General features: G+C 37.3%; 27 protein-coding genes. 16 read left to right on the forward strand and 11 right to left on the reverse strand.

From position 1 onward, the window contains the following. Nucleotides 1–76: 76 nt before the first annotated feature. A complete protein-coding gene (locus tag PVK63_RS12895; RefSeq protein ID WP_130087652.1) occupies nt 77–1,723 on the reverse strand; it encodes an ABC-ATPase domain-containing protein in 1,647 nt (548 codons plus the stop codon). Nucleotides 1,724–1,887: 164 nt separating this feature from the next. Between PVK63_RS12895 and PVK63_RS12900 the strand changes: the two genes are divergently transcribed. The 3 genes from PVK63_RS12900 (at nt 1,888) to PVK63_RS12910 (ending at nt 4,331) form a co-directional block, all read left to right on the forward strand. Next, the gene (locus tag PVK63_RS12900) at nt 1,888–2,121 is read left to right on the forward strand and encodes a hypothetical protein (RefSeq protein WP_130087651.1); all 234 of its coding nucleotides are present in this window, start codon (nt 1,888–1,890) and stop codon (nt 2,119–2,121) included. A gap of 180 nt (nt 2,122–2,301) precedes the next feature. Beyond that, the gene (locus tag PVK63_RS12905; protein WP_130087650.1) at nt 2,302–3,711 is read left to right on the forward strand and encodes an NAD(P)-binding protein; all 1,410 of its coding nucleotides are present in this window, start codon (nt 2,302–2,304) and stop codon (nt 3,709–3,711) included. Nucleotides 3,712–3,953: 242 nt separating this feature from the next. Further along, entirely contained in the window at nt 3,954–4,331 is a 378-nt protein-coding gene (locus PVK63_RS12910; RefSeq protein WP_130049258.1) for a hypothetical protein, read from the forward strand. 8 nt (nt 4,332–4,339) lie between these two features. On the opposite strand, the gene PVK63_RS12915 is transcribed toward PVK63_RS12910, so the two are convergent. The 3 genes from PVK63_RS12915 to PVK63_RS12925 form a co-directional block, all read right to left on the reverse strand. Continuing rightward, nucleotides 4,340–4,975 (reverse strand): hypothetical protein, encoded by a 636-nt coding sequence (locus PVK63_RS12915; RefSeq protein WP_130087649.1) that lies wholly within the window; start codon nt 4,973–4,975, stop codon nt 4,340–4,342. A 69-nt stretch (nt 4,976–5,044) separates the two neighbouring features. Beyond that, nucleotides 5,045–7,402, reverse strand: a complete 2,358-nt coding sequence (locus PVK63_RS12920; RefSeq protein ID WP_130087648.1) for a fatty acid cis/trans isomerase — start codon at nt 7,400–7,402, stop codon at nt 5,045–5,047. Between the two features lie 111 nt (nt 7,403–7,513). Next, nucleotides 7,514–8,752 (reverse strand): L-lactate MFS transporter, encoded by a 1,239-nt coding sequence (locus PVK63_RS12925; RefSeq protein WP_130046132.1) that lies wholly within the window; start codon nt 8,750–8,752, stop codon nt 7,514–7,516. Between the two features lie 311 nt (nt 8,753–9,063). On the opposite strand from PVK63_RS12925, the gene PVK63_RS12930 reads away from it, so the two are divergent. From PVK63_RS12930 to PVK63_RS12945, 4 genes are all read left to right on the forward strand, one after another. Further along, complete coding sequence (locus tag PVK63_RS12930) at nt 9,064–9,615, forward strand: DUF3332 domain-containing protein (protein ID WP_130049261.1); 552 nt, start codon at nt 9,064–9,066, stop codon at nt 9,613–9,615. Nucleotides 9,616–9,940: 325 nt separating this feature from the next. After that, nucleotides 9,941–10,306, forward strand: a complete 366-nt coding sequence (locus tag PVK63_RS12935) for an NADH:ubiquinone oxidoreductase (protein WP_130049262.1) — start codon at nt 9,941–9,943, stop codon at nt 10,304–10,306. A 133-nt stretch (nt 10,307–10,439) separates the two neighbouring features. Further along, nucleotides 10,440–11,444 (forward strand): response regulator, encoded by a 1,005-nt coding sequence (locus PVK63_RS12940; protein WP_130049263.1) that lies wholly within the window; start codon nt 10,440–10,442, stop codon nt 11,442–11,444. Continuing rightward, complete coding sequence (locus PVK63_RS12945; protein WP_130046128.1) at nt 11,444–11,884, forward strand: PAS domain S-box protein; 441 nt, start codon at nt 11,444–11,446, stop codon at nt 11,882–11,884. Before PVK63_RS12940 ends, PVK63_RS12945 begins: the two co-directional genes overlap by 1 nt. Before the next feature lie 61 nt (nt 11,885–11,945). Here PVK63_RS12945 and PVK63_RS12950 read toward each other — a convergent pair whose 3' ends face one another. Beyond that, entirely contained in the window at nt 11,946–12,254 is a 309-nt protein-coding gene (locus PVK63_RS12950; protein WP_130046127.1) for a DUF496 family protein, read from the reverse strand. Between the two features lie 110 nt (nt 12,255–12,364). Continuing rightward, nucleotides 12,365–12,772, reverse strand: coding sequence for a bactofilin family protein (locus tag PVK63_RS12955; RefSeq protein WP_130046126.1), 408 nt, complete (start codon nt 12,770–12,772; stop codon nt 12,365–12,367). Nucleotides 12,773–12,927: 155 nt separating this feature from the next. On the opposite strand from PVK63_RS12955, the gene PVK63_RS12960 reads away from it, so the two are divergent. Then, nucleotides 12,928–13,587, forward strand: a complete 660-nt coding sequence (locus tag PVK63_RS12960; RefSeq protein ID WP_130087647.1) for a YceH family protein — start codon at nt 12,928–12,930, stop codon at nt 13,585–13,587. Between the two features lie 4 nt (nt 13,588–13,591). Continuing rightward, nucleotides 13,592–13,873 (forward strand): GIY-YIG nuclease family protein, encoded by a 282-nt coding sequence (locus PVK63_RS12965; RefSeq protein WP_130049265.1) that lies wholly within the window; start codon nt 13,592–13,594, stop codon nt 13,871–13,873. A 7-nt stretch (nt 13,874–13,880) separates the two neighbouring features. On the opposite strand, the gene nadE is transcribed toward PVK63_RS12965, so the two are convergent. Continuing rightward, nucleotides 13,881–14,711 carry an ammonia-dependent NAD(+) synthetase gene (gene nadE / locus PVK63_RS12970; RefSeq protein WP_130087646.1) on the reverse strand — a complete coding sequence of 277 codons (831 nt, stop codon included), beginning with the start codon at nt 14,709–14,711 and terminating at the stop codon, nt 13,881–13,883. A gap of 153 nt (nt 14,712–14,864) precedes the next feature. On the opposite strand from nadE, the gene PVK63_RS12975 reads away from it, so the two are divergent. Both PVK63_RS12975 and PVK63_RS12980 read left to right on the forward strand, forming a co-directional pair. After that, the gene (locus PVK63_RS12975) at nt 14,865–15,377 is read left to right on the forward strand and encodes a nicotinate-nicotinamide nucleotide adenylyltransferase (RefSeq protein ID WP_130046122.1); all 513 of its coding nucleotides are present in this window, start codon (nt 14,865–14,867) and stop codon (nt 15,375–15,377) included. Between the two features lie 5 nt (nt 15,378–15,382). Continuing rightward, nucleotides 15,383–15,892, forward strand: a complete 510-nt coding sequence (locus PVK63_RS12980) for a hypothetical protein (protein WP_130046121.1) — start codon at nt 15,383–15,385, stop codon at nt 15,890–15,892. 25 nt (nt 15,893–15,917) lie between these two features. On the opposite strand, the gene PVK63_RS12985 is transcribed toward PVK63_RS12980, so the two are convergent. After that, a complete protein-coding gene (locus PVK63_RS12985; RefSeq protein WP_165366923.1) occupies nt 15,918–16,535 on the reverse strand; it encodes an AraC family ligand binding domain-containing protein in 618 nt (205 codons plus the stop codon). A 181-nt stretch (nt 16,536–16,716) separates the two neighbouring features. On the opposite strand from PVK63_RS12985, the gene PVK63_RS12990 reads away from it, so the two are divergent. Then, nucleotides 16,717–17,820 carry a 1-acyl-sn-glycerol-3-phosphate acyltransferase gene (locus PVK63_RS12990; protein ID WP_130087645.1) on the forward strand — a complete coding sequence of 368 codons (1,104 nt, stop codon included), beginning with the start codon at nt 16,717–16,719 and terminating at the stop codon, nt 17,818–17,820. 9 nt (nt 17,821–17,829) lie between these two features. Here the strand turns inward: PVK63_RS12990 and PVK63_RS12995 are convergent, their stop codons facing one another. Both PVK63_RS12995 and PVK63_RS13000 read right to left on the reverse strand, forming a co-directional pair. After that, nucleotides 17,830–18,753, reverse strand: coding sequence for a LysR family transcriptional regulator (locus PVK63_RS12995; protein WP_130087644.1), 924 nt, complete (start codon nt 18,751–18,753; stop codon nt 17,830–17,832). 38 nt (nt 18,754–18,791) lie between these two features. After that, nucleotides 18,792–19,406: a hypothetical protein gene (locus tag PVK63_RS13000; protein ID WP_242511077.1), complete on the reverse strand. Its 615-nt coding sequence runs from the start codon at nt 19,404–19,406 to the stop codon at nt 18,792–18,794. 179 nt (nt 19,407–19,585) lie between these two features. Between PVK63_RS13000 and cspE the strand changes: the two genes are divergently transcribed. After that, a complete protein-coding gene (gene cspE / locus PVK63_RS13005; protein ID WP_130046116.1) occupies nt 19,586–19,792 on the forward strand; it encodes a transcription antiterminator/RNA stability regulator CspE in 207 nt (68 codons plus the stop codon). A gap of 69 nt (nt 19,793–19,861) precedes the next feature. Here the strand turns inward: cspE and PVK63_RS13010 are convergent, their stop codons facing one another. Further along, on the reverse strand, nt 19,862–20,158 hold the full coding sequence (locus tag PVK63_RS13010) for a YfcZ/YiiS family protein (protein ID WP_130046115.1): 297 nt from the start codon (nt 20,156–20,158) through the stop codon (nt 19,862–19,864). 450 nt (nt 20,159–20,608) lie between these two features. Between PVK63_RS13010 and PVK63_RS13015 the strand changes: the two genes are divergently transcribed. The 3 genes from PVK63_RS13015 (at nt 20,609) to PVK63_RS13025 (ending at nt 23,508) form a co-directional block, all read left to right on the forward strand. Then, nucleotides 20,609–21,070, forward strand: coding sequence for a TetR/AcrR family transcriptional regulator (locus tag PVK63_RS13015; protein ID WP_130087643.1), 462 nt, complete (start codon nt 20,609–20,611; stop codon nt 21,068–21,070). A gap of 97 nt (nt 21,071–21,167) precedes the next feature. Next, nucleotides 21,168–22,529 carry a TolC family protein gene (locus PVK63_RS13020; RefSeq protein WP_130087642.1) on the forward strand — a complete coding sequence of 454 codons (1,362 nt, stop codon included), beginning with the start codon at nt 21,168–21,170 and terminating at the stop codon, nt 22,527–22,529. Nucleotide 22,530: 1 nt separating this feature from the next. Continuing rightward, nucleotides 22,531–23,508 carry an HlyD family secretion protein gene (locus PVK63_RS13025; protein WP_130049083.1) on the forward strand — a complete coding sequence of 326 codons (978 nt, stop codon included), beginning with the start codon at nt 22,531–22,533 and terminating at the stop codon, nt 23,506–23,508. The last annotated feature ends 1 nt before the right edge of the window (nt 23,509 follow it).

Here is a 23,509-nt window from a genome sequence, read left to right on the forward strand (position 1 = left end):
TATGTAAACACATTTCAGGACAAGACATTAAATATAAAAAAGCCCCCGTGATTGGAGGCTATAATTGATAAGTTAGTTATTTGAAGTCAGCAACTCGCATTCTGTTTAATGTCGCCATAACTTCAATAACACGAGGCTTAGCTAAATCACCATGTTTTGGCATTAATTCGTGCCAGTTGTCATGCAGTTGCTGCGCAATAAATTCAACTGGGTCAGTTTCCCAACCTGGAGTTTGAGAAAGTTGGAACCATAACCAACCAATCGCATGAACTTGCGCTGATGACTGTAATTGCGACATGGCGGTAATATCAACTAACTCGCGACCAAAGCGTAATGTATTCTTATTTCTTGCTTGAATGCGAAATTTACCTTCTTGCAAGATAGCTTGAAGAGAAGAACGATTCAATTGACGAGTTTGAGTCGGTAATAAATGCTCAGAACCTTCACGAACTCGCGTTGTAGGATGAGTCGCTACCACTTCTTTTGCTTTTACAGTGACATCAACCGCTTGGTAATCATGCATTTGAATCACAGTATCGGCAACATCAAGGTAATCACCAGAGCCACCCATTACTAAAATGGTAGAAACATCAAGTTCATCACGTAACTGACCAATGCGATCAACTAATGGGGTAATAGGCTCAGCACCATTATTAACTAATGCTTGCATGCGCTCATCACGGATCATGAAGTTAGTTGCTGAAGTATCTTCATCTATTAATAGCGTTTTTGCTTGCGCTTCTAATGACTCTTGAAGCCATGCTGCTTGTGATGTAGAACCAGAGGCATCTTGGGTAGAGAAACAGGTCGTATCTTTACCCATAGGCAAATGATTAATGTAGTTCGATAGGTTCAAATTGTGAACACAACGGCCATCTTCTGCCTGAATTTTAGTCGTTGACTCTTCAGTAACGATATATTCGCGACCATCACCAGGAATGTGATCGTAAATAGAACGTTCCAAGGCATTTAATAACGTTGATTTACCATGGAAACCACCACCAACAATCAGAGTGATACCTTTTGGGATCCCCATGCCTTTAATAAGACCGCGATTCGGTGTAGATAACTCTACCTCAAGAGAAGCAGGGCTTTGGAATGGAATTGCGTCTTTCATTGGGCGATCATTATTACCAGCAATACGCGGTAAAATACTGCCATTAGCAACAAAAGCCACTAAATTATGTTCTGCTAACTGACGACGCAGCGCGACTTGATCAACGATAACTTGGCAGTGCGCTTTTAGCTCATCAATTGGTAATTCACGAGCCAATAAAGTACGACGGATATATTTTGGCATGTGGAATGTCAAAATATTAATCGCGCGTTTCGCTAAGATCTCACGACCATCAGCAGGTAAGTTCATGTTATAACGAAGTTCAATCCCTTCATCATCAAAAATAACCGATGTATGATCTAAAACCGTTTGGCCAGAAAGCGCAATTGACAATGTCGTGTCTTTCTCAAGCAATTGACTGAAATGACGAGCAAGAAAATCTCTTGCAGCACGCTGATAATCAAGAGACGTTTCTTGTAACCACTGAAGATGCGTAAGCGACCATGCACGTTTAGCTCTTAATCGTGACGGCGGCGCATAGGGATCAGATTGAACATTATCAATAGATAAAGTGAAGTCAGTGAAGTCATATTCCCCTTTAATAGAGGTATAGCTACGATAGTTTCTTTTTTCTAATTTTTTTAGTTTGGCTTCAAGATGTTCCATTACATTCACATTATCAAATAAAGTTGTGAGCAGTATAACAAAAAGCCCGTCATAATAAGAACTTCTTTCATGCCGATATGAAAAATAACTCTACGACCATTGGCTAATTTACTTTTTAAAGAGTTTCAAGTCATAGTAATGCTAATTACGTAAAGGAATACAGTATGAATGTTATCGTTACTATTTTAGAAAATTTACTTATTGGCTCAGGAATTATTTGTCTTTTGCTCGCCATTTCACTGTATGGAAAACGAACCGCAGATTGGGGTGGAGCATGTCTACTTTTTGTTAAAAGAATTGACCTATCTCTCCAAGAGCATAAATGGTATCGCATTGGCGTAAGTTTATTTTTTATTGGCGTACTTGTACGCATTCTGAATTTAACACTTTGGGGATAAGAGTTACTCACAGTTATCCACATTTTCTGTGGGTAACTATTTGAATAACCACTTAACACAATGAAATTTAAAAGAAATACCTCTATAGCAAGCTTTTTTTTGTTATATCCTATTATTTTTTTGTGACGCGAAGTAAAATACATAAGTCAATAAAAATAGCCTTGGATAAATAAAAATAAGATGGATAAAAGACAATCACATAAGAGAATTGCCATTATTGGTGGCGGGATAGCAGGCTCAAGCATTGCCATGTATTTATCTGAGTATGATGTTGATATTAATGTCTTTGAAGAAGGCACAAGTTTAGTTAATGGGCCGCCAATATGTCACCTTCATGCAGGGGGGAATTTATACCGAGAGATCTCTGATGAACAATGTACGACGTTACTCACTGAATCTATTGAAACTGTGCGTTACTTTCCTCATACATTAAACGAACGGCCAACTATTATCGCAATCCCTAAAGTCGATAAAGGTCAACCTGAGGCGTTACTACCTCGTCTAAAGTTATTGCAGAAAATCTATTCTAAATTAATAGAAGATGACCAAAGTAATCAAGTTTTTGGCCCTGCATCTGATTACTTTAAAACCTATTCAAAATTAGACCTGCAAAGAATTGCATCATACCCTCCAACCAATAACCCTAAAACACTTGATGATTGGTTAATTGGTTTTTCCAAACAAGTCGACCTGAACCAATTAAAATACCCAATAGTGCTTGTTCAAGAATATGGCTTAAGTGTCTTTCGTATGGCAGCGACAGCACAATTAACATTATCCAATCAAAGCAACGTAACCCTAAATTATGCCAGTTCAGTAAATGGAGTGGTCAAAAATGAAGAAGATCATAATGGTTGGGTTTTGAGTTACGCAAAAGAAGGTCAAGCATACTCAGATACATTTGATTATATAATTAACAGCGCCGGTTTTAAAACAGGCATAATCGACGATCTTGCCAATAAGCCTAAAAAGAGATTGGTTGAGTTTAAAGCCGCATACGTTACCCACTGGGGCAACGAAAATTATGGTAAGTGGCCCGAAATAATCTTTCATGGAGAACGAGGAACACCTCAAGGTATGGCTCAATTTACGCCATACCCAAATGGGTATTTTCAGTTACATGGTATGACAGAAGAAATAACGCTATTTAAAAATGGTTTATCAAGTTCTTGTCATCTTTCAGCACACCCTAAATTACCTAAAGAGTTTAATAAAAAAATCACCCAAGGCTGGGATCAAAAAGTACAAAAAGAGAGAACACAAAAGGCCATCGATTATTTAGCTCAATTTATGCCAGAATTTGCGCAAGCAAGACCCGGCGGAAAGGCATTGTATGGCGCTCAACAAATCCCTGGCGATGACATTACATTAAGAGCAGCAAACATATCCTATACATCTGACGGTTACTTTAGGGCTGAAATTGTCAAAGCATCTTCTGCGATAACATGCGCTAAAGAAATAGCGCAATTAATACGTCTACAAGAAAATAAAAAATCAGCGTTAATTTTTACTATAGAAGAAGTTGAAAAGAAAGCAGAAGCATTAGCAAAAGAACGAGGTTACCCCGTAGAGTTGGCACAAGTATATTAATAAGCTCAAGGGTAAACATGAACCAAGTAACGGGGCGTCATTCTGGCGCTTAAATGCATGCGAATCTTAATTATTAGCATGATATAGACGCCATTTTCATGCTCCTTTCATATAGATATGTACATTATCACTTTGAACTACAATAGTTTATGCCGTACGGTAGTAAAAAATGCGATAATTTGATTGAATTATCTCGTTTTTTTGTTGAAAATAGCCACATAGTGATTTCATCAAGGTGATATGTGGAATTTTTACTGAAACGCCGTTGGCCTAGATTTGAATGTAAAAAATCGGTCAATGCAAAAATTTTTTGGGCACATCGATTAATGCCATTTGTCAGTGTTAAGCTGATGGATGTATCAAAAAAAGGGTTTGGATTTACCAGCGAACGGAAGCTTCAGGAAGGCTGTTGTGAATTAAGGATCCGTTCTTTTCCTGCGATGATGGGGAACATTGTCTATCGTAAAGAATTTAAAAATCAAGCAGGTGATACTTGCTATCAATACGGTTTTTATTTAACTACGCAGTTACATAAGACGCAAATTGAAAATCTAGGGTGTAGAGGGGTTATTAATATTGAGCACATCAATAATGATCCCAAAAAGGAACCGTTAGGTTAACAGTACTTTTAGTTTGTAGAACATTCGAACAAAGCGAAACAAAGGAAATATTTTAGTAGCGCATGCTTGTTAGTCGTTTCTAATGGATGGAAAATAGAGCGATTAATGCATGCGAGCTGAAACTTTTTTTGTATAATAATGGCGAGATCATCATTATCTTCTGGAATTAAATTATGGATCCCTTGATGATTAAAGCTTATTCCCACCTCAGGTAAATTACCAGTCCACCAATGATACAGTGTTTTGCTGCTACGAGTTCTGTCATACCAATGGTCACACAAAATAGCAAGATGGTCTGAGCGTTTGATTTTACTCTCTTTGACTAACTGTTTAATAGCAGAAAAAATTTGATCTTTAGCTTCCGTTTTTGCGTTAAGAAACTGAGGGTAAATTAACCATGTTTTTTTATTCTCTATTACAACAGTATAAATATAAAGGTCATGATTTGTATCATATGAGTGCATTGAGCATTCGACATCGGTACATTCTTGTTTTACTAATGCCAGCAACCGCCGCTGAAACGCAGCACTTAAATGCGCAGGGGACATTCCCCGGTTGTGAATAGTAGGGTAATGATGCTGACAAAGCGCTTTATAATCATCACCAAATGCACTCAGCGAATTAATAAATAACGACTCTAACAAAAAGTCTTCCTTATAAAAAAGTCCAGTGTCGCTTCATAACTCTGGACTTTCAATAGTTAATATTAAGAATTAACGATTTTCAAAGCGATTATAATCTAATAAACCAGCTTCAACAGGGTAGTGTTCTCGATACCATTGGCTTAGTTCATCACTGTAAGCCCAAAATTTGTCTGAACTTCGGCGAATAGCAAAGTTATCCAGTAGTTTAATATAATCTACTTCGGTATCAATATCAGCGAGTTGCTTAACAAAACTAGGCACATCAGTTTCGTTAATTTCTAAAAATGCAGCAGGGTAACTACCAACAATGCCGTAAAGCAGAGAAAAACGATCTAATTCCGGAGCTCTATTTTTTTCTTCATTAAACAGAGATGATATATTTTTATGTGCACTGGTATTAAGTAGTGTGAAAAATTCACTTCGTTTATCTGTTGCTGCAATGATTTTAATCGTGATGATTTGCGGTAAGTATTGTAAACCCTCACCTTTAATCGCATCGATTTCACGTAACTTAACTAATGTACTTGTTGCTAATTTTGAATTCGCTACGTTGTAACGTTGAGTTACATTCCCACCGATATGTTTACGTAATAATGAGAATAACTCTGCCTTTGGATTATCCGAGACATACTCGATCTTTGTTGGCTGCTCAAATGGTTGAACATCTCGCTGCATATATTTACTTAATTGAGGAGATGGATTTTGATACCAACTTTGCCACTCTTCTCGACGTATCTCTTTTGGTAATAGCGTTAAGAAATTGCTTTCACCTTCCATTCGTAAAAAGTCCATGTACATACGTGTCATTAATTGATGACCAAAATTACCATAGACATCAAATCCAGCAACGAGTAGATAGTGAATTCGCTCTAATAAAGCATAATCAATAACCCAAGCCGTTTTGGGTGTTGGTCCATTAAGCCCTTTAATTACAGATGCGCTATCAAAATGTCGATAAATGGTGAGAGCTGCATTATCATTGTTTTTATCTCCCGCCCAGACGAGTTCTGGCGTTAAATGCTGTCCATTTTTAAAGACCTGATTTAGGTACGTATTTTTAGCCTCCAAATAACGAGCTTGGTTACGTGAATATTGAATCCAACTCGTAATTGGTACAGTAGTACTGTCTAATTCCGCAGGCAAAGCTAAATTCTGTTTTTGCTCTCTATAAAATTGCTCAACATTTGGGTTATTAGCTGCTTCAGGATCAACAAAAAAGACCCAAAAATGGTCATTAATTACATTTAAAGCTAACTGTCCACGACAAACCGGACCTTTAATAAAGCCTTGAATTGTATCTTGAGCCTCATCTAATAGGTAACGATACCGTGAATCAACAGGTAAATCGACAAAAGTAACCAGTGGATTCGCAGCAATTTCTGTTGAATAACTTGGGAGGCTAGTTACAGTGTAACTATTATTTACAAACCATTCTTGCCACTTTTGATAGCGATTCTTATCAAGAAAGTATGGCATATGTGTTTTATCAACAGTTGTGCTGCGAACAGCAACGAGACGGTAATAAACACGGTCAACGTTAGGGTCATCATAAGGTCGGCGAGTCACTATTAATGACAGCGGTTTCCCTGGTGGAGTCGAAGAACGAACTAATTTAAAAAAACGTAAATGCGATGGTTCAGTATTAAAATACAAATTATTAAGAAACAAATGCTCGTACAGATAGCGACTTGTGAGTTGTTGCTTTAATGAATCGCCATTAAAGAAGGATTCCCATTGATTGATCAACGTAACTTCATGATCACTTAAAGGCTTTATATCACTCATTTTGGCACCTTGCTCAAGCCAAGAATACAGCAAATCATGTTCCTGAGTATTTAACTCTGGCATCCCATAAGGCATGCCCCATGTCGGGTATTGTGATTCATAATCAGCCATCTCTTCAATAGTAGGGCATTGCTGCTCACGGTCGATTGAAAAATCGTAACCTTGCAGTTGATCGTCTTTAGCAAGTGGATTATTTTGTTTTAAAGTAAGCATGCGAGCCATCACACCCGCTTCAGTATTAGCAATACTACTTTGCTCACGTTCATTTAAAATGGGAGTAAAGCCAATATCACGCCATTCTTGAGTTGTTTGAGCATCTTCAAAAAGTCGAGTAGGGTTAGCCGCTACGAGACGTGTTCCTTGATAGATAAGCGATTTATGCGCACCTCGGTCGATCCCTTCAGCGGAAGACATTTTTAGCTGGCAAGGTGCATCGTAACATGCGTGGCAAACAACACATCGGTTATCTATAATTGGTTTGATATCCGTTAAATAGTCAATACCTTCAGGGGATTGATAGTCATAGACCCTTTGTTGTACTTGTGACTTTCCAAACAGCTGATCGTAATTGTACGTTGCGTATGTCGCACAACCAGAAAAAATAATGACCAAAATGAGAAATAATGGGCGTTTGAAAAACATAACGGTATCCATGAAATAAAGAGACAAGTTTTATTGTAATAATAAATGCGGAAAAAAACAAAAAAAAGCCCGTTTACCTTTCGATAAACGGGCTTGATTTAACTAAGAATTTTAAACAGTAGCAGGGCTTAGCTGTTGTGCTTTTTCTTCTGTAATTGGTTTAGTAATTAATGCAAGAACAATAGCAACACCAACCATTACTGCAGAAATAGTGTAAGCCAGAGCATAATCACCACCTTGTGTCATAGAATAACCTACAACTGCTGCACCGATAGCACCACCAATACCCCATGACGTGTAAAGCACACCGTAGTTGGTACCATAGTTTTTAAGACCGTAGAATTCAGCAGTAAGTGATGGGAATACAGCTAGAAGCGTACCATAACCAACAGCGGCAACTGCAGTACCAATAATTAGCATCACTTCACTGTCGTACATGCCAAATAATGCCATGTTTGCACCTTGAAGAACAAATGCAATAAGTAGCGTTTTAACACCACCAATTTTATCTGACAGCATACCAGCAGCCACACGGCCACCTGAATTGAAGATAGCAAGAAGTGACGCTAAATAAACCGCGTTAGGAAGATTTGCTTGCATACTTGCGATAGTAGTAATGTTACCAATGATCATAAGACCTGCAGACGCGGCAAATGCATACATAATCCATAAAGAATAAAACTGAGGTGTTTTAAGCATTGCTTTCCAGTTTAAATCCATTGGTTTACGTGTTGTAACCGCAGCTTTACCTGCTTTTACTTTTGGTTCTTCAGGTTGGTAACCTTCTGGTGGGTTATTGATTGTTGTTGCTAATGGAACAGCAATAATAAGAATCGCAACACCAAGAACTAAGAAACTTGTTTGAATACCATACATTGAAATTAATGCTGAAGTAACAGGCGCTAAGTAAATAGCAGCAAGGCCAAAACCAGCAGCGATTAAGCCATTAACCATGCCTTTCTTAGAAGGATGGAACCACTTCATAGCAGAAGGCGCAAGACAAGCGTAACCAAAACCAATACCAGCACCAGTCATCACACCAAACGTTAAGTTAAGCATAAAAACAGTGTCAGCAAAACTTGATGCGATCATACCTAGGCCAACTAAGATTGTACCGAAGATCAAAATTAAGCGTGGGCCCATGCGATCTTGAAGAATACCAGCAACAAGAAGACAGATAGAAAAAGTGATTGTTGCAGTTGCATAAGGTTGAGAGGCTTGTGATGCCGTCCAGCCCATATCAGTAACAAGAGCCTTGTTAAATACGCTCCATGCGTAAAGAATTCCCAAACATAGGTTAATACAGAAGCCTGCAAGCAGGATACGCATTGCTTTATCGATATTTTTCATCGCAATCTCAGTGAGTTGAAAGTTTATTACAGTTTAATGTATGTTTTTTTGATTGTACTCATATAAACATGACTTACATCACGTTAATGAGCGCGGAGTTTATCAGCACTTTGTGTTTATTGGAATAGTTTGTATGAAAATTACACCATGTTTTTTCAATCTAATATTCCATATTTGACACTATCAAAATAATGACGCGATCGGCATTAAATTGTCAGGTTTATGTAAATTTATGATCTAACATCTATTTTTACAATTAATTGCTTGATAATATCCGCCGCGTTAAAACATAACCAATAATATGAGAAAATATGAACTTCAAAAAAATTAAAATCGCAGTGGCAGTTACTCTAGGCATCACAACACTTACAGGTTGTATGGGTCAAATGGGTGTATCAAAACTTGTTGCATTTGGTAACTTAAAAGCAGTAGATAACCGTTATGGTCGTGCTGGGCTTTATATCCTATTAGCGCCTGTATATGGTGTTGCTGCATTTGCCGATCTATTTGTATTTAACTCAATTGAATTTTGGACTGGTAAAAACATCATTACAGGTAAAAGCCCAGCAGTAGTAGATACCAATGTTGGTGGTGCTGTTTTTAAAGTAAATGATAAAATTGATTCATCAATGACCAAAGCACCAATTGCGCCACTTCAAGTAAATAACAATGTGAAAAATGCTTCGTTTAATCAAATCGATGAAAACACATTAGAGATGCACGTTGCACTACTAGATGGTACTCAACAAGTGCTGCGTGGTGAGAAGACAGATGATAGCGTTGCATTTTACTTAGATGGAAACTACATCACAACAGTACAAGTTGAAGAGTTAGAAAACTATGTAGCGGCTTCTCAAGCATAATATAGCTTCTATTCTTTCATGATAAAAAGCACTCAAGTGATTGAGTGCTTTTTTTTGCTTTACTTCAAAAAAATTCATTTACTTCTATTTTTATTTTAACGTTTAATTTAACCATTAAGTAACAAATTGCGCTTCATATATAAGACTATATTACTGCAGTTCAGCATTTACTCTTTAAAGGCTAAATCCTAATGAGATCACGCAACAATTACGCAACAACCTCTATTTTTCCCTTAGTTGAATTTCCAATAAAAAGCGATAAAATACTACGTAAACAAAGATTTCAAAATTGAAGGGATGCTCTCAATTTATCTTCGAGGTGTTTATGAAACTATTATTTATCTTCTTACTCTCTACTATAGGCGGTGTTGCTGCTGCTGAGCATTTTCATTCATTTATCCTAGGCTTAAGTATTGCGACACTTGCGGTTGGCACTTGTCACTGGTTTGCATTTAGAACCACAAAATACCCACAACTGGCTTTAGTACTGTTACTGCTTGGTCTATTTTCAAAAATGGCGGTAACTATCGTAGGAGTTATGATGGCTGTGGATGCAGAATTAATTACTTCGCCATTTATTTTTGCTGTTTCTTATCTATTCTTTTCAATCGTAGCAACATACCTATGGTTTAAAATTAAAGATCGTAAAATCTCGCAACAATTATTAAATAGACATTCTGGTACGGTTTAACTAAATCCTCTGCTAGTCATTGAAAAGAAGGAGCTTAGGCTCCTTTTTTGTTTTTGAATTATGCTATACCGTATCTATAATAATCATTCCTTGATATAGTAATGATAGTTTTATTAAAAAAAAGGGTTTATAGATGGCGATTTCCATCTTAATTTGCGATGATTCAGCACTTGCTCGTAAACAATTAGCACGAGTGATACCTTCTTCATGGGGAGCAAATATTGAATTTGCTCAACACGGTTGGGATGCCATTGCTAAGCTTGAAGCTCAGTCATACGATCTTTTATTTCTTGACCTTACCATGCCTGAGTTGGATGGCTATGGGACATTAGAAGAAATGAGAGCACGCAGGATAACAACTCAAGTTGTTGTTGTTTCAGGTGATATTCAACCAAAGGCGCAACAAAAAGTAGCAGAACTTGGTGCTAAAGCATTTATAAAAAAACCTGTTGATAAGCCTACATTAATTTCCACACTAGGTTCAATTAGCATTAAACCTGAAGTTCAAGCGACGTATTCGCCACAACCAGTAACGTCTATTCAACTTCGTCGCCGTGATATATATTTAGAAGTCGCTAATGTTGCAATTGGCCGAGCAGCTGATTCTTTGGCTCGTCATTTCGATGTTTTTGTTCATATGCCTTTGCCAAACGTGAATTTATTTGAGATGAGCGAACTTCAGATGACACTTCGTCATTTAGCCAGTAATGAAAATATGTCAGGAGTATGTCAAGGATTTAGTGGTGAAGGGATTGCAGGAGAAGCCTTGGTACTGTTAAGCGATTCAAGCGTAACAGATCTAACTAAATTAATGGATTACCCCGAAGTAACAGAGAATAGCTTAGAACTAGAGTTATTGATGGATGTGTCTAATATTTTAGTAGGGGCATTCTTAAAAGGAATTGGTGAGCAAGCAGAGGTTAGATTCTTTCAAAGCGCCCCAGTTCTTCTTGGTCAACATGTTTCGGTGAACAGTGTTATTGAATCAACCAAAGGGTCGTTCAATCGTATTATGGCATTTGAGGTAAGTTACAGTATTGATAATACAAACATTAAGTGCGATTTACTTTTAATGATTGTCGATGAGTCATTACCTATATTAGATAATAAACTAGCTTACTTACTGGATGATGAATAATGAATGGTATTCCTGCTGAGTTTGAACAATTTCACTGGATGGTTGACATGGTACAAAATGTTGACCTTGGCTTAATCGTAGTTGATAAAGAATTCAATGTTCATCTTTGGAATGGCTTTATGACACACCATAGTGGCAAACAAGCCCATGATGTAATGGGAAAGTCATTATTTGAAATATTCCCAGAGATAGATAGCTCTTGGTTTAAAGCAAAGTCAAAGCCAGTTTTTGAACTGGGTACACGAAGTTTTGTTATTTGGCGACAAAGGCCTTATTTATTTCACTGTCGTAATGTTCGACCGATAACTCAACAAAGTCACTTTATGTATCAGAATGTCACATTAAACCCAATGCGAAGTACAACAGGGGAGATTAAATCTATGTTTCTTGCTGTTGAAGATGTTACCGCAGAGGCATTGGCTGAAACACTAAACAAATAAATGAAAATGTGATAAATAAGACAAAAAAATGGAGACACGATAGTCTCCATTTTATTTAAACTTATTTATTTGCTTTCTTATCCGCTTCTGTCAGCTCACGGATCTTACGGCTGATATCACGACGTGATTTAGAGATCTCAGCACTTTTGATGATGTGATCATCAACACGATCTTCATAATCAGCTTTCATATTTTGAACAACTGCAATGATTTCGTCTGTAGACATTGTAGGGTGAATATAATCCAGCATATTTTCTAAAAGAGTCACACGCTTTTGGTTATCACGAATTTTCTTTTGGTTATCTTGTAGCTCACGCTTTAGTTTATTTTTACGACGTGCTTGGTTGATGATTTCAAAAACGTTATTCATTTTTATTTCCTATAATATGTAATAGCCACTTTCTTGATTAAATCATAAATGCAACATTGAAAACAATAACAAGATCAATACAGTGCTAAAAAAAACAGTTAACCGATAAATTAAACCGCTTTTTTCTCTTCAATGTCTGCTGTTTCATTTTTAGAGATAAGAGTTACTTTTTCTGACTCAACAACTTCACGGTTTTCACCAATAAGTAAGCCACCTTTTTCAATAGTCAAATGCTGAGTTTGCATTGTGCCTTTGAACTTTCCTTTTGGCTGGATACTTACTTCACCACCTTGGCAAGTACCTTCAACTAGACCATTAATAAGTACTAATCCAGCGTTTATGTCACCTTGAACTCTACCAGTCGGCGTTACAATTACTTCCGCTTCTGTAAAGATATTCCCACTAACAAAGCCGTCAATTTGAATGCTTTGATCTGATTCAATATTACCTGTTACACGACAGCCTTTGGCAATAATAGATAATGATGCTGCGGTAGACCGACTACTAAAAAGGCCCATACAGGTTTCTCCAATTGATATTAAACTAACGAAAGAATATTATCATGGATAGAAGACTGAGGGATCACTAATTACATTATCAACATCAGTATTTAGTAATATAGCTCACATTTTTATTGTGTATAGTATCGATTATAGTAAAAGGATTACAAATAATGAGAACAATAACCCAAACAGAAATCCGCATTATTGGTTGTTTAATTGAAAAAGAAATCACAACGCCAGAACACTATCCACTAACACTCAATTCATTAACCACGGCATGTAACCAAAAGAGCAACCGTGACCCTGTCACATCGATGAGTGAATCTGATGTTTTAGATGCATTAAATACATTAATTAACGATCGTATCGTGACTGATGAAACTCGTGGTAACTCAAGAGTGGCAAAGTATCAACATCGATTTTGTAATACAGAGTTTGGTAGCCTTAAACTGTCAAAACAAGAAATTGCCATATTATGCGTTTTGTTTCTGCGTGGGCCACAAACACCTGGCGAGCTAAGAACTCGTACCCAACGTTTATGCGAATTTGAAAATGTAGCACAAGTAGAAGCCGTATTAAATAAATTAGCGGCAGATGAGAACGCCCCTAAAGTTGTTAAATTATCGAAAGAACCAGGAAAGCGCGAAGCTCGATATGGACATTTGTTCTGTGGCGATATTAGTGACACCGTCACTATAGAGCAGAGTCAAAATACTCACACACACAGCTCAGAAGAGAATAAGCGTATTGAACAGCTAGAAACTGAAGTATCCCAATTACGCACCGAACTTGATGAGTTAAAACAATTAGTAAACGACGTTCTCTCATAATTGCATGACAGAAATTAAATCTAATTGGACACTCTATCTAATAAGAACGCAAACAAATAGTTTGTATTGTGGTATTACTAATAATTTATCTCGGCGCTTTGAAATGCACAAAGCAGGAAAGGGCGCTAAGTACTTACGCGGAAAAGGACCTTTAACATTAGTATGGTCGCACAATGTTGAATCAAAATCCCAAGCGTTAAAGTACGAATACCGCATAAAAAAAATGACCAAAGCCTCAAAAGAAGCCTTGGTCAATAATTTAGTTGCGTTACCTGCTATAGATTAATATTGGATTAATCGTAAATAGTAGGGATTGGTTGACGTTTATGCTGAGACAGTTGATAAATTTTTATTAATTTAGCTTCTGCTTCAGCATCTATTTTTTTCCCTTCTAAGAAGTCATCAATCTCGTCATAAGTTACAGAAAGGGCATCTTCATCCGCTTTTTGTGGTGCGAGTTCTTCAAGATCTGCTGTGGGTACTTTTTTAACTAACTGCTCAGGTGCGCCTAGTGTTTCAGCTATTCTTCTCACTTGGCGTTTATTTAAACCAAATAATGGGGCTAGATCGCAAGCGCCGTCGCCAAACTTCGTATAAAAACCAGTAATATTCTCTGCCGAATGGTCAGTACCTAAAACTAATCCACCAACATAACCAGCAACTTCATACTGTGCAATCATGCGTGCACGCGCTTTTACATTGCCCTTAACAAAATCAATTTTTGCAGAGTCAGAAGGCAGTAAACCTGTATGCTCAAGGCCAATGTGAGACGCCTTATGCAAACCATCAACACCTTCTTTAATGTTAATGCTAATAGAATGAGAAGGCTGAATAAAAGACAAGGCCATCTGTGCTTCATCTTCATCTTTTTGGATTCCATACGGCAAACGAACTGCAATAAATTGATACTTTTTAGTATCATATTCATCATTCAGCTCATTAATAGCAATCTGAGCTAATCGCCCACATGTTGTTGAATCAACACCACCGCTAATACCAAGGATTAAAGAGGTACAGTGAGCCTTGAGTAAGGTAGCCTTAATAAAATTGACGCGTGTTTTAATTTCATTAACCGGATCAATTGATGGTTTAACTTTCATTTCTTCAACAATCAGTTGTTGCATTCTCATTCCTTTACTCTATTGAGACAGTTGGCAGTTAATTTGATAATCATACTGAATTTACACAATTAATAACAGCCTAATAGTGTTATAGGATAGCCATCGACAAAATTTTCACTTATGCTAACTAATAATGCCGTTAATAAGAGAAAAGTCATGAACATTGCTGTATTTGGTAGCGCATTTAACCCACCATCACTAGGCCACAAAAGTGTCATTGAGCGTTTAACTCACTATGATAAAGTGTTATTAGTTCCTAGCATTTCACATGCCTGGGGGAAAAAAATGCTTTCTTATGAAGACAGAATAGAGATGGTCTCTGCTTTTATTAACGACTTACCCCTTAACAATGTTGAAATATCGCTGATTGAAAAAGAACTGTATGTTCCAGAGCAAAGCGTGACTACCTTTTCTTTATTAAAAAAACTTCAAGAATTGAATAAAGAGGCCGATATAACCTTTATCATCGGACCAGACAACTTACTTAAGTTTGACAAGTTTTCAAAAGCCGATGAGATAGTAAAACGCTGGAATGTAATGGCTTGCCCTGAAACACTTCCTGTCAGAAGTACCGATATACGAAACGCAATAAAAAAAGGTGAGGACATTACTCACTTAACAACACAAGGTGTCCAACTTTACATAAAGGCACACCATTTATACGAGTAGTCACGATGAAGAAACAAGTCGCTATAATCAGTTTATTAACAACAACTATGTCCATGGATTTAATTGCCAAGGATAACTCGACTTGTCTACAAGAAAGCTATGATAACTACTCTCGTCAAATTTATTCATCCAACTCAAAGTGTCTTATTCCTTTATTTGAGGTGAATCAGTTTATTTATCAGTTAACAGAAATAACAGAAAACATAAAATCAGACGTTATGGAAGAAGGATTTTGGGATAAATGGGCTTACAGCACAGGGGATGATCCTTTACTAACCGGCTACCTTAGTGATAGTGCGGTAGGATTTACTGTATGGCAACCTGAAGAGTATTATGATAAAAAAATTGAAGAGTTTGATTCTTATGGTGAATGGTTGGAAAGCCACGGCCTACAGTTAAGCTTGGCCTTTGGTGGGGAAGAAAAGGGCAAGAATACCCGTTTTCGAATTGATTACCGTTGGCATGATCGCGCTGATGATCAATTGTTCATGCAACTAGAAATCCCATTCCAATAAAACCAAGCTAGGTTCGTATAATGCATTAATCCAATAAAGTGTAAGCTTGCTCTAGTAATTCCGTATTTCCTGAAAAATAGCGCTCTGCAATCATACTATTCTTAGCACCTGATTTACGCATTTTATCCGCTTCTCTTACTTTCAATGTCATCATCATATCAGGAGAAACCTGACTATGCTTTATCTCTTTATTTTCAGATAATTGAGATAAGTAAGTATTGATATGCTGTGATTCTGGAGATAAATCCGTATGAGGTGACGCTTCTAATAACTCATCTTGCATTACGTATAATAAATGCTGTTTGGCATTTTCAGTCATCGCTATTGCTTGAAGTTTACCAAAACCCGCAGAAAGTAGAGGTGTTGAGGTGATATAGCCACCTTGAGTAGGTAGCGCTTCACGTGTGCGAATTGAGAACATTAATGTAGATAATGTAGAGTTAGGAACAATCGTCATTGATGATAGAGCATCAAAAGGTATCCAAAACAATTCACCAGGCAACACTAGATATTCCCATTTACCAAGGCGAATAAGTACGGCTCCAGTTTGCACGGAAATCAACTCATAATGATTCTTCTTTTTTCTTGCCGTATAAAGAAGGTGTGAATGTGTTCCTGACTGAAACGTAATTGCGTTTTTCATAGCTACCTCTGATTTGAAGCCCGTAACTCTACTGGTTTTTATCTAAAAATCAACGGATTCTCATCAATTACGGCGATATTTAATGACCAATGGTACGACCTCTTTAATTGATCACGTACAACTGGAATAAAATCAAGTAGAATACGCGCTACTTCCTTTTTTGGTAACCAGAAGTCCAAACATGACCACACAAGATATCTATCAAGAAATTCGCCCTTACAATGATGATGAAGTTCCTGCCGCTATTGAGCGATTAATTTCTGATGATGAATTCATTACAGCGATTCTGCACTATAAGTTTCCGTCTGCTTCTAAGTTTTTATTTTGGTTATTAGCACCGTTACTGCGTTGCAAACTACGTAAATCACTGTCTAAAATAACAACAGTAGAAGACGTTCAGTTAAATGTAGCAACTTACTTAAATAAAACGGTCAAAAAAACCACCGATGGCATTACGTACTCTGGATTAGATAAATTAGACCCAAAACAAGCGTATTTGTTTGTGTCTAATCATCGTGATATCGCCATGGACCCAGCTTTGATGAATTGGGTGCTATATAATAACCATATGCAAACCGTAAGAATTGCCATTGGTGATAACTTATTAAAGAAAGCGTGCAGTACTGAGCTGATGAAGCTTAACAAAAGTTTTATTGTTAAACGTTCAGCAAAAGCACCACGTCAAATGCTAAAAGCGTTGGGTGAACTATCTTCATATATCAAGCACTCTTTGGAAACCAATAACTCTATTTGGATTGCTCAAAAAGAAGGGCGAGCAAAAGACGGTAACGATTTTACTGATCCTGCGATTTTAAAAATGTTTCATGTAGAAGGGCGTAAGCGCAAAGAAGCTTTTTCTGATTATATGAATGATTTGAAAATTGTTCCTGTTTCTATCTCTTATGAAAATGACCCGTTAGATATTCAAAAAGCCAAAGAATTAAATGCAGTGGCTACCTTCGGCTCTTACGAAAAAGGGGAGTTTGAAGATATTGATAGCATCATCAAAGGGATTATCGGTAATAAGAAACGCATACACATCCACTTTGGTGACGTTGTCACTTCAGCGCCAGAAACGGCTGATGAACTGGCAGCAGCCATGGACAAAGAAATTACCCAAGGCTATCGTTTATTCCCAATGAATTACGCCGCTGCTAATAGTGAATCAGAAGAAGTCACTTCTGAAGTTAAACGTGAACTAGAAGAAAAATTGTCACACTTAACAGCAGAAGAGCAACCATTTCTACGTGCGCTTTACGCAAATCCAGTTAAAAACGCAGGATAAGTAAGGGATTCAATTAAAAAGCTTTTTATCCCAATGAGGAGGATTACCCACTTGTTGGGATAAAAAGTCAATAAAGGTACGCACTTTTGGTGGCAAATGTTGGCGTCGAGGATAAACAGCGTAAATAGGTAGCTCCATATCTGCTTGCCACTCCTTTAATATTTGAATCAAACTGCCATTTTCAAATTCATCTTCAAGTAAATAGCTTGCTAAATACGCAATGCCAGCACCTGCTTTGGTTGCATCTAAAATAGCAGAAGCGTTATCTATTTTAAAAATACTTTGTACTTTAACCACTTGATGAACACCATCACGAGTAAATTCCCACTCATTAAAGCGTCGTTCATTACTATGATAGGTGATGCATTTATGCTGTGCTAATTCAGCTGGACGCAATGGCAAGCCATTCTCTTTAATGTAGCTTGGAGAAGCGGCAACAATAAAGCGACAATCTGCAATTTTCCTCGCCACCATGCCTTCAGGAATATCATCATGAATTGCTATCCAACAATCTAAACCGTCTTCAAGTAATTTAGGTTTATGATCAAATAAACTAACCTCCAATTCAACATCTGGAAAATGAGCTTGGAATTCAGCTAATGCATGAATAATGTGGCTATTACCAAAAGACTGAGCGATACCAACTTTAAATACACCAGAAATACGCCCATGATGAGCATCTAATAGGGCATCAGCTTCATAAGCAGTATCTACCAGCTTTTGACAATACTCAGCATATTGATGACCGAGCTCTGTAATAGAGACCGAGCGGTTATTACGTTGAACGAGTTGGCAATCTAAACGTGTTTCTAGCGCTTTAATTTGTTTAGATACATGCGACTTAGAAATACCCAGTTTTTCAGCAGCACGAGTAAAATTTAGCTCATTTGCTACCATCGCAAAGATTACCATTTGATGTAGATTATCTAACATTATTAAGCCTAGAGAAGAAATATCTGGCTATTGTAATACTACTTAAAAATATAACCATCTACTTTTATGCTTTCAGGAAAAACCGTAATAGGTCTGCCACCCAAATAAATATTACCATTAACCACGAGGTCATCAGGAAGTGACGTAATTTGTGAGTGACCAAGGAATAGGTTGCCTTTCACTACAAGTTGTTTTGGTAATGTTTTTAATGGTGTTCGTATTACACTTAGATCGCCGTTTACTTTTAAACGCGGAGGGAGTTCAGTGAGTCCTGACCCTGCAAAATTAATAAAGCCTGCGACTTTAATGCCTCTGGTATAGCGTTTAAGTTGAGTGGTTCCAGCTAAATTCAAGTAGCCCTTTACTTGAGTGCCTTTAGGAAAGTTTTTAATTACGGTATTTGCTAAGTTTAGATCACCATTAACTACCAAACCTTTAGGCAGTTTTTTTATTTTACTATTCGCAAGGTTCACATCACCTTTAAGCTCTAAATTATCAGGGAGTTCAGTGTAATTAGTATTACGTAAGCTGATATTTCCATAGCTATCTATATGATTAATGAGTCGATGTTTATTTAACATTTCAGCAGAAGTTGAAAAGGGGACCAAGGCTGTAAAGATAAGAGCAAAAAGAGTAATAATAGTTTTAGGCATAGATAAATAACTTTGTAGTAATGGCTTGACACTGTATCGACCACATCGTAAATAAGTTTAATTTAGAACAGTGATATGAGTCCTGTTTTTACGTTTTTATTATGAAAACACATTTGATATAGTGAAATTCGGTATCTAAGTGCCGAAGTAAAAAATTTAATTAAAGGTAAGGAGACGTAATGTCTAAAGCGACTGGTACTGTAAAATGGTTTAACGAAGAGAAAGGTTTTGGTTTTATCGCTCAAGAGAACGGACCTGATGTGTTCGCTCATTTCAGTGCAATTCAATCAGACGGTTTCAAAACGTTGAAAGAAGGCCAAGCAGTAACTTTTGATGTTGAGCAAGGCCCTAAAGGCCCTCAAGCAAGCAATATCCAACCTGCTTAGTACCAAGATATTAATAAAAAGGCTCTCAATGTGAGGGCCTTTTTTCTTTATTATCTACAATATAATCGATTATTTTCTAAGAGAGCGAGTCTTTAGTTCGTAAATCAGTTTTTCTGCACTACAAGAGAATTTCAAGCGAGCGTGAAGTTCTTTCTCATCGTTAGTCAGTTCAATATTGTACTCAACTTCATCACATACTTCTTTTGCTAAAGATAAGTAATTAGCAAATTCCGCTTCTAATTGCGCTTTATTGTTAGCGAAGATGCTTACTTCTGCAACATCATCACCTTCTTTAATCACAAAGCCCATCTCAGCACTACATCCACAAGCATCGCATGGTACATTTTGTTCTACTTCAGTAGTCATTATTTTATCTCCACAATAAATATACAGACGTTATACTATGTTTCCATGGCTAAGAAAACCCTCTCGGAAAATGAACATAAAGAAGAAACACAAAGATAACAATCGCATATCATTTATGTATCAGTATCGACACTTGAGACGAAAATCCCAAAAAATGAACCTTTATGACAATTCTTTGTCAGAATTAGGCGTAAAATATTGTATTTCCATACTGTATAACGCAGAATGCCGTTAAGTCACATTTAAACAGCAACTGACATTTCGTTAAAATCGCGATTCTTAATTTTGAGAGTGCTGTGACGGCCAGAGTGCTATACTACGTTTATCGTGTGAAATATCATAAAAATATTATACAAATGGAGTTGAATCTTATAAATTAACCTAATGTTAATTTCGTTAATTTTTACGATTGATTTCTTAATGGACTAACCACATTAGAAGAGTTTTATTATGCCAAAAAGAAGTAAAGAAGATACTGAAATCACCATCCAGAAAATTATGGATGCGGTTATTGATCAACTATTACGCTTAGGCTATGACAAGATGTCATATACGACACTAAGCCAACAAACTGGTGTGTCAAGAACAGGGATCAGTCATCACTTTCCAAAGAAAACTGATTTTACAGCTGCATTAGACGGCCGTATTTTCCGCTTATTTGCAGAACGTTTAGAAATGCAAGGTGATAAGCAAGCATTTATCGATAGCTGGATTTCATCTTTAGAAGACGAGCAATTCCGAGCTATCTTACGTCTTTTATTCCACCATATCGTTACTTCTGCAAATGCACACGAATTTGCTCGCAATGGTATCGATCGTTTATATGGCATGGTTGAAGACTTATACGGTGAAGAAAGCCGTAAAGATCTAGAATGGCTTATTGGCCTATCTTTGATCCGCATGACAAAATAAAATTATCTACTATAATTAAAAGCTTACCCGCAACGGTAAGCTTTTTTTTTGCACATGGAACCAGTTAGAGTATATACTCTAGATTACTGGAGGGGTTATGCTTAAAATTTCACGACTATCTGTATTATTAACAACGCTGCTTTCTTTGTCTGTTTCTGCTAAGTCAGTAGATTTTGATAGCGCATGGAAAAATGTACTCAACAATCATAACGGTATTGCTGCAGAGCGCGCGAATGTTCAGCGTCAGGAATCGTTGGCCTCAGGCACTTCTGACCTTAATCTTCCGTCTATTACCTTAAGTGCTAACTATACTTATTTAGATGATGATGTAACGGTTTCAGCTGAACAAGTAGCGAATAGTGCAGGAATTGCATTCCCTGCTTTTTTCCCTAATCTTACTTCAACGTTAAGTGAACGTGATATTTTTACTAGCTCTATTCGTGCGATTTGGCCTATCTTCACTGGTGGCCGTATCTCTGCCGCAGAAAGTGCAGCGGAAGGAAAAACAGACGAAGCACGCAGTCAGCTAAAAATGAAACAACAAGCCTCTTATGAAGATTTAGCTAAGTACTATTTTAGTGTCGTTCTCGCTAATGAAGTCGTTAAAACCTATAGTGAAGTAGAACAAGGCTTAGCAAAACACAGAGATAATGCGGTTAAACTCCAACAACAGGGTCAAATTGCTAAAGTAGAGCGCCTACAAGCTGATGCGGCATACGACAAAGCAAAAGTAGACCTTCGTAAAGCTCAACAAAATTCAGATATTGCCAGTGCTGCATTAAGAAGCATGTTGCAAATGAATGAAAACATCACGCCAGAAACACCGTTGTTTATCAATCAAAAATTACCGGAAATGACCGCTTTTATTGATAATACATTAGCCACTTACCCAGGTTTAGACCTTTTAGATGCCAAAGAAAAGCAGGCGAGCAGTTTAATAAAAGCGGAGAAAGGCAGTTATTACCCTGAAGTTTATTTATATGGTAACTATAATCTGTATGAAGGTGACAGCTTATCTGCTGAAATTGCACCAGATTGGATGGTCGGTGTCGGTGTTAATGTGCCACTACTGGATAATAAAGGACGTTCAGAAAAAGTTGCAGCGGCGCATAGTGCTGTTCAACAAGTACAGTACCTTAAAAAACAAGCGAAAGAAGATCTTTCATTATTGGTTGAAAAAACATACCGAGAAGCATTACAAGCGATCGATGAATATTATGGTTTAGCATCAAGTATCGCGCTTGCACAAGAAAACATATTACTCAGAGAAAAAGGGTTTAAACAAGGTCTATCGACGTCACTTGATGTGGTGGATGCTGAGTTATATTTGGCAAGCATTAAGACGCAACGTTCATTAGCATCATTTAATTATATGATTTCATTAGTTAAATTACTTGCTTTAAGCGATAAAACAGACACATTTGTACAATATCAACTTCAAGCAAGAGAAGGAAAATAACATGAGTCAATTAAAGAAAATCATCGGTTCTCTTGCCGTTGTAGGTGTAGTTAGTTGGGTTGGTTACAGTTTTTGGGCAGCTTATCAGCCTCGACCTGAATTACTGCAAGGTCAAATTGAAGCCGAGCAATACAATATTTCCTCTAAAGTCCCTGGTCGAATCGAGAATTTATACGTAAAAAAAGGTGACATGATAGAGAAAGGCCAAGCTATTTTCTCCTTATACAGCCCAGAAATAGATGCGAAGCTAGCGCAAGCAAAAGCAGGTGAAGCTGCAGCAAGCGCTCTGGCAGAAGAAGCAGAACAAGGAGCAAGAACTCAACAAGTTGCAGCAGCGAAAGATCAATGGCAAAAAGCAAAAGCGGCCAATAAACTGCTAGAAAAAACTTATACTCGTGTTAATAACCTCTATAACGATGGTGTCGTATCAGAGCAGAAAAAAGATGAGACTTACACTCAATGGCAAGCGGCAAAATACACCGAAAGTGCAGCTTACCAAATGTACCAAATGGCCAAAGAGGGCGCTCGAACAGAAACAAAACGAGCAGCCAACGAAAAAGTAAAAATGGCAATGGGTTCAGTCGCAGAAGTAGAGGCTTATGTAGCAGACACTAAGATTAACAGTTGGTATACAGGAGAGGTAACTCAAGTTTTACTCAATGAAGGTGAAATTGCACCTCAAGGCTTTCCTGTTGTTAGTGTTATAGACATTAAACAAGCATGGGCCGTTTTCCATGTTCGTGAGGATAAGCTTAAAAACTATAAAAAAGATCAACAGATTGACGTCTATCTTCCAGCACTGGATCAAACGGTTCCATTTAAGATCACGCATATTGCTGTTATGGGAGATTATGCAACCTGGCGAGCAACCGATAATAGCCAAGGGTTTGATTTAAAAACCTTTGAAATTGAAGCGCATCCAACTGCTGACATTCCAAATCTACGAGTTGGTATGAGTGCTATAGTTAAATTAGATTAAG

Source organism: Aliivibrio sp. S2TY2, from assembly GCF_028765525.1.
Lineage (GTDB): Bacteria > Pseudomonadota > Gammaproteobacteria > Enterobacterales > Vibrionaceae > Aliivibrio > Aliivibrio finisterrensis_A.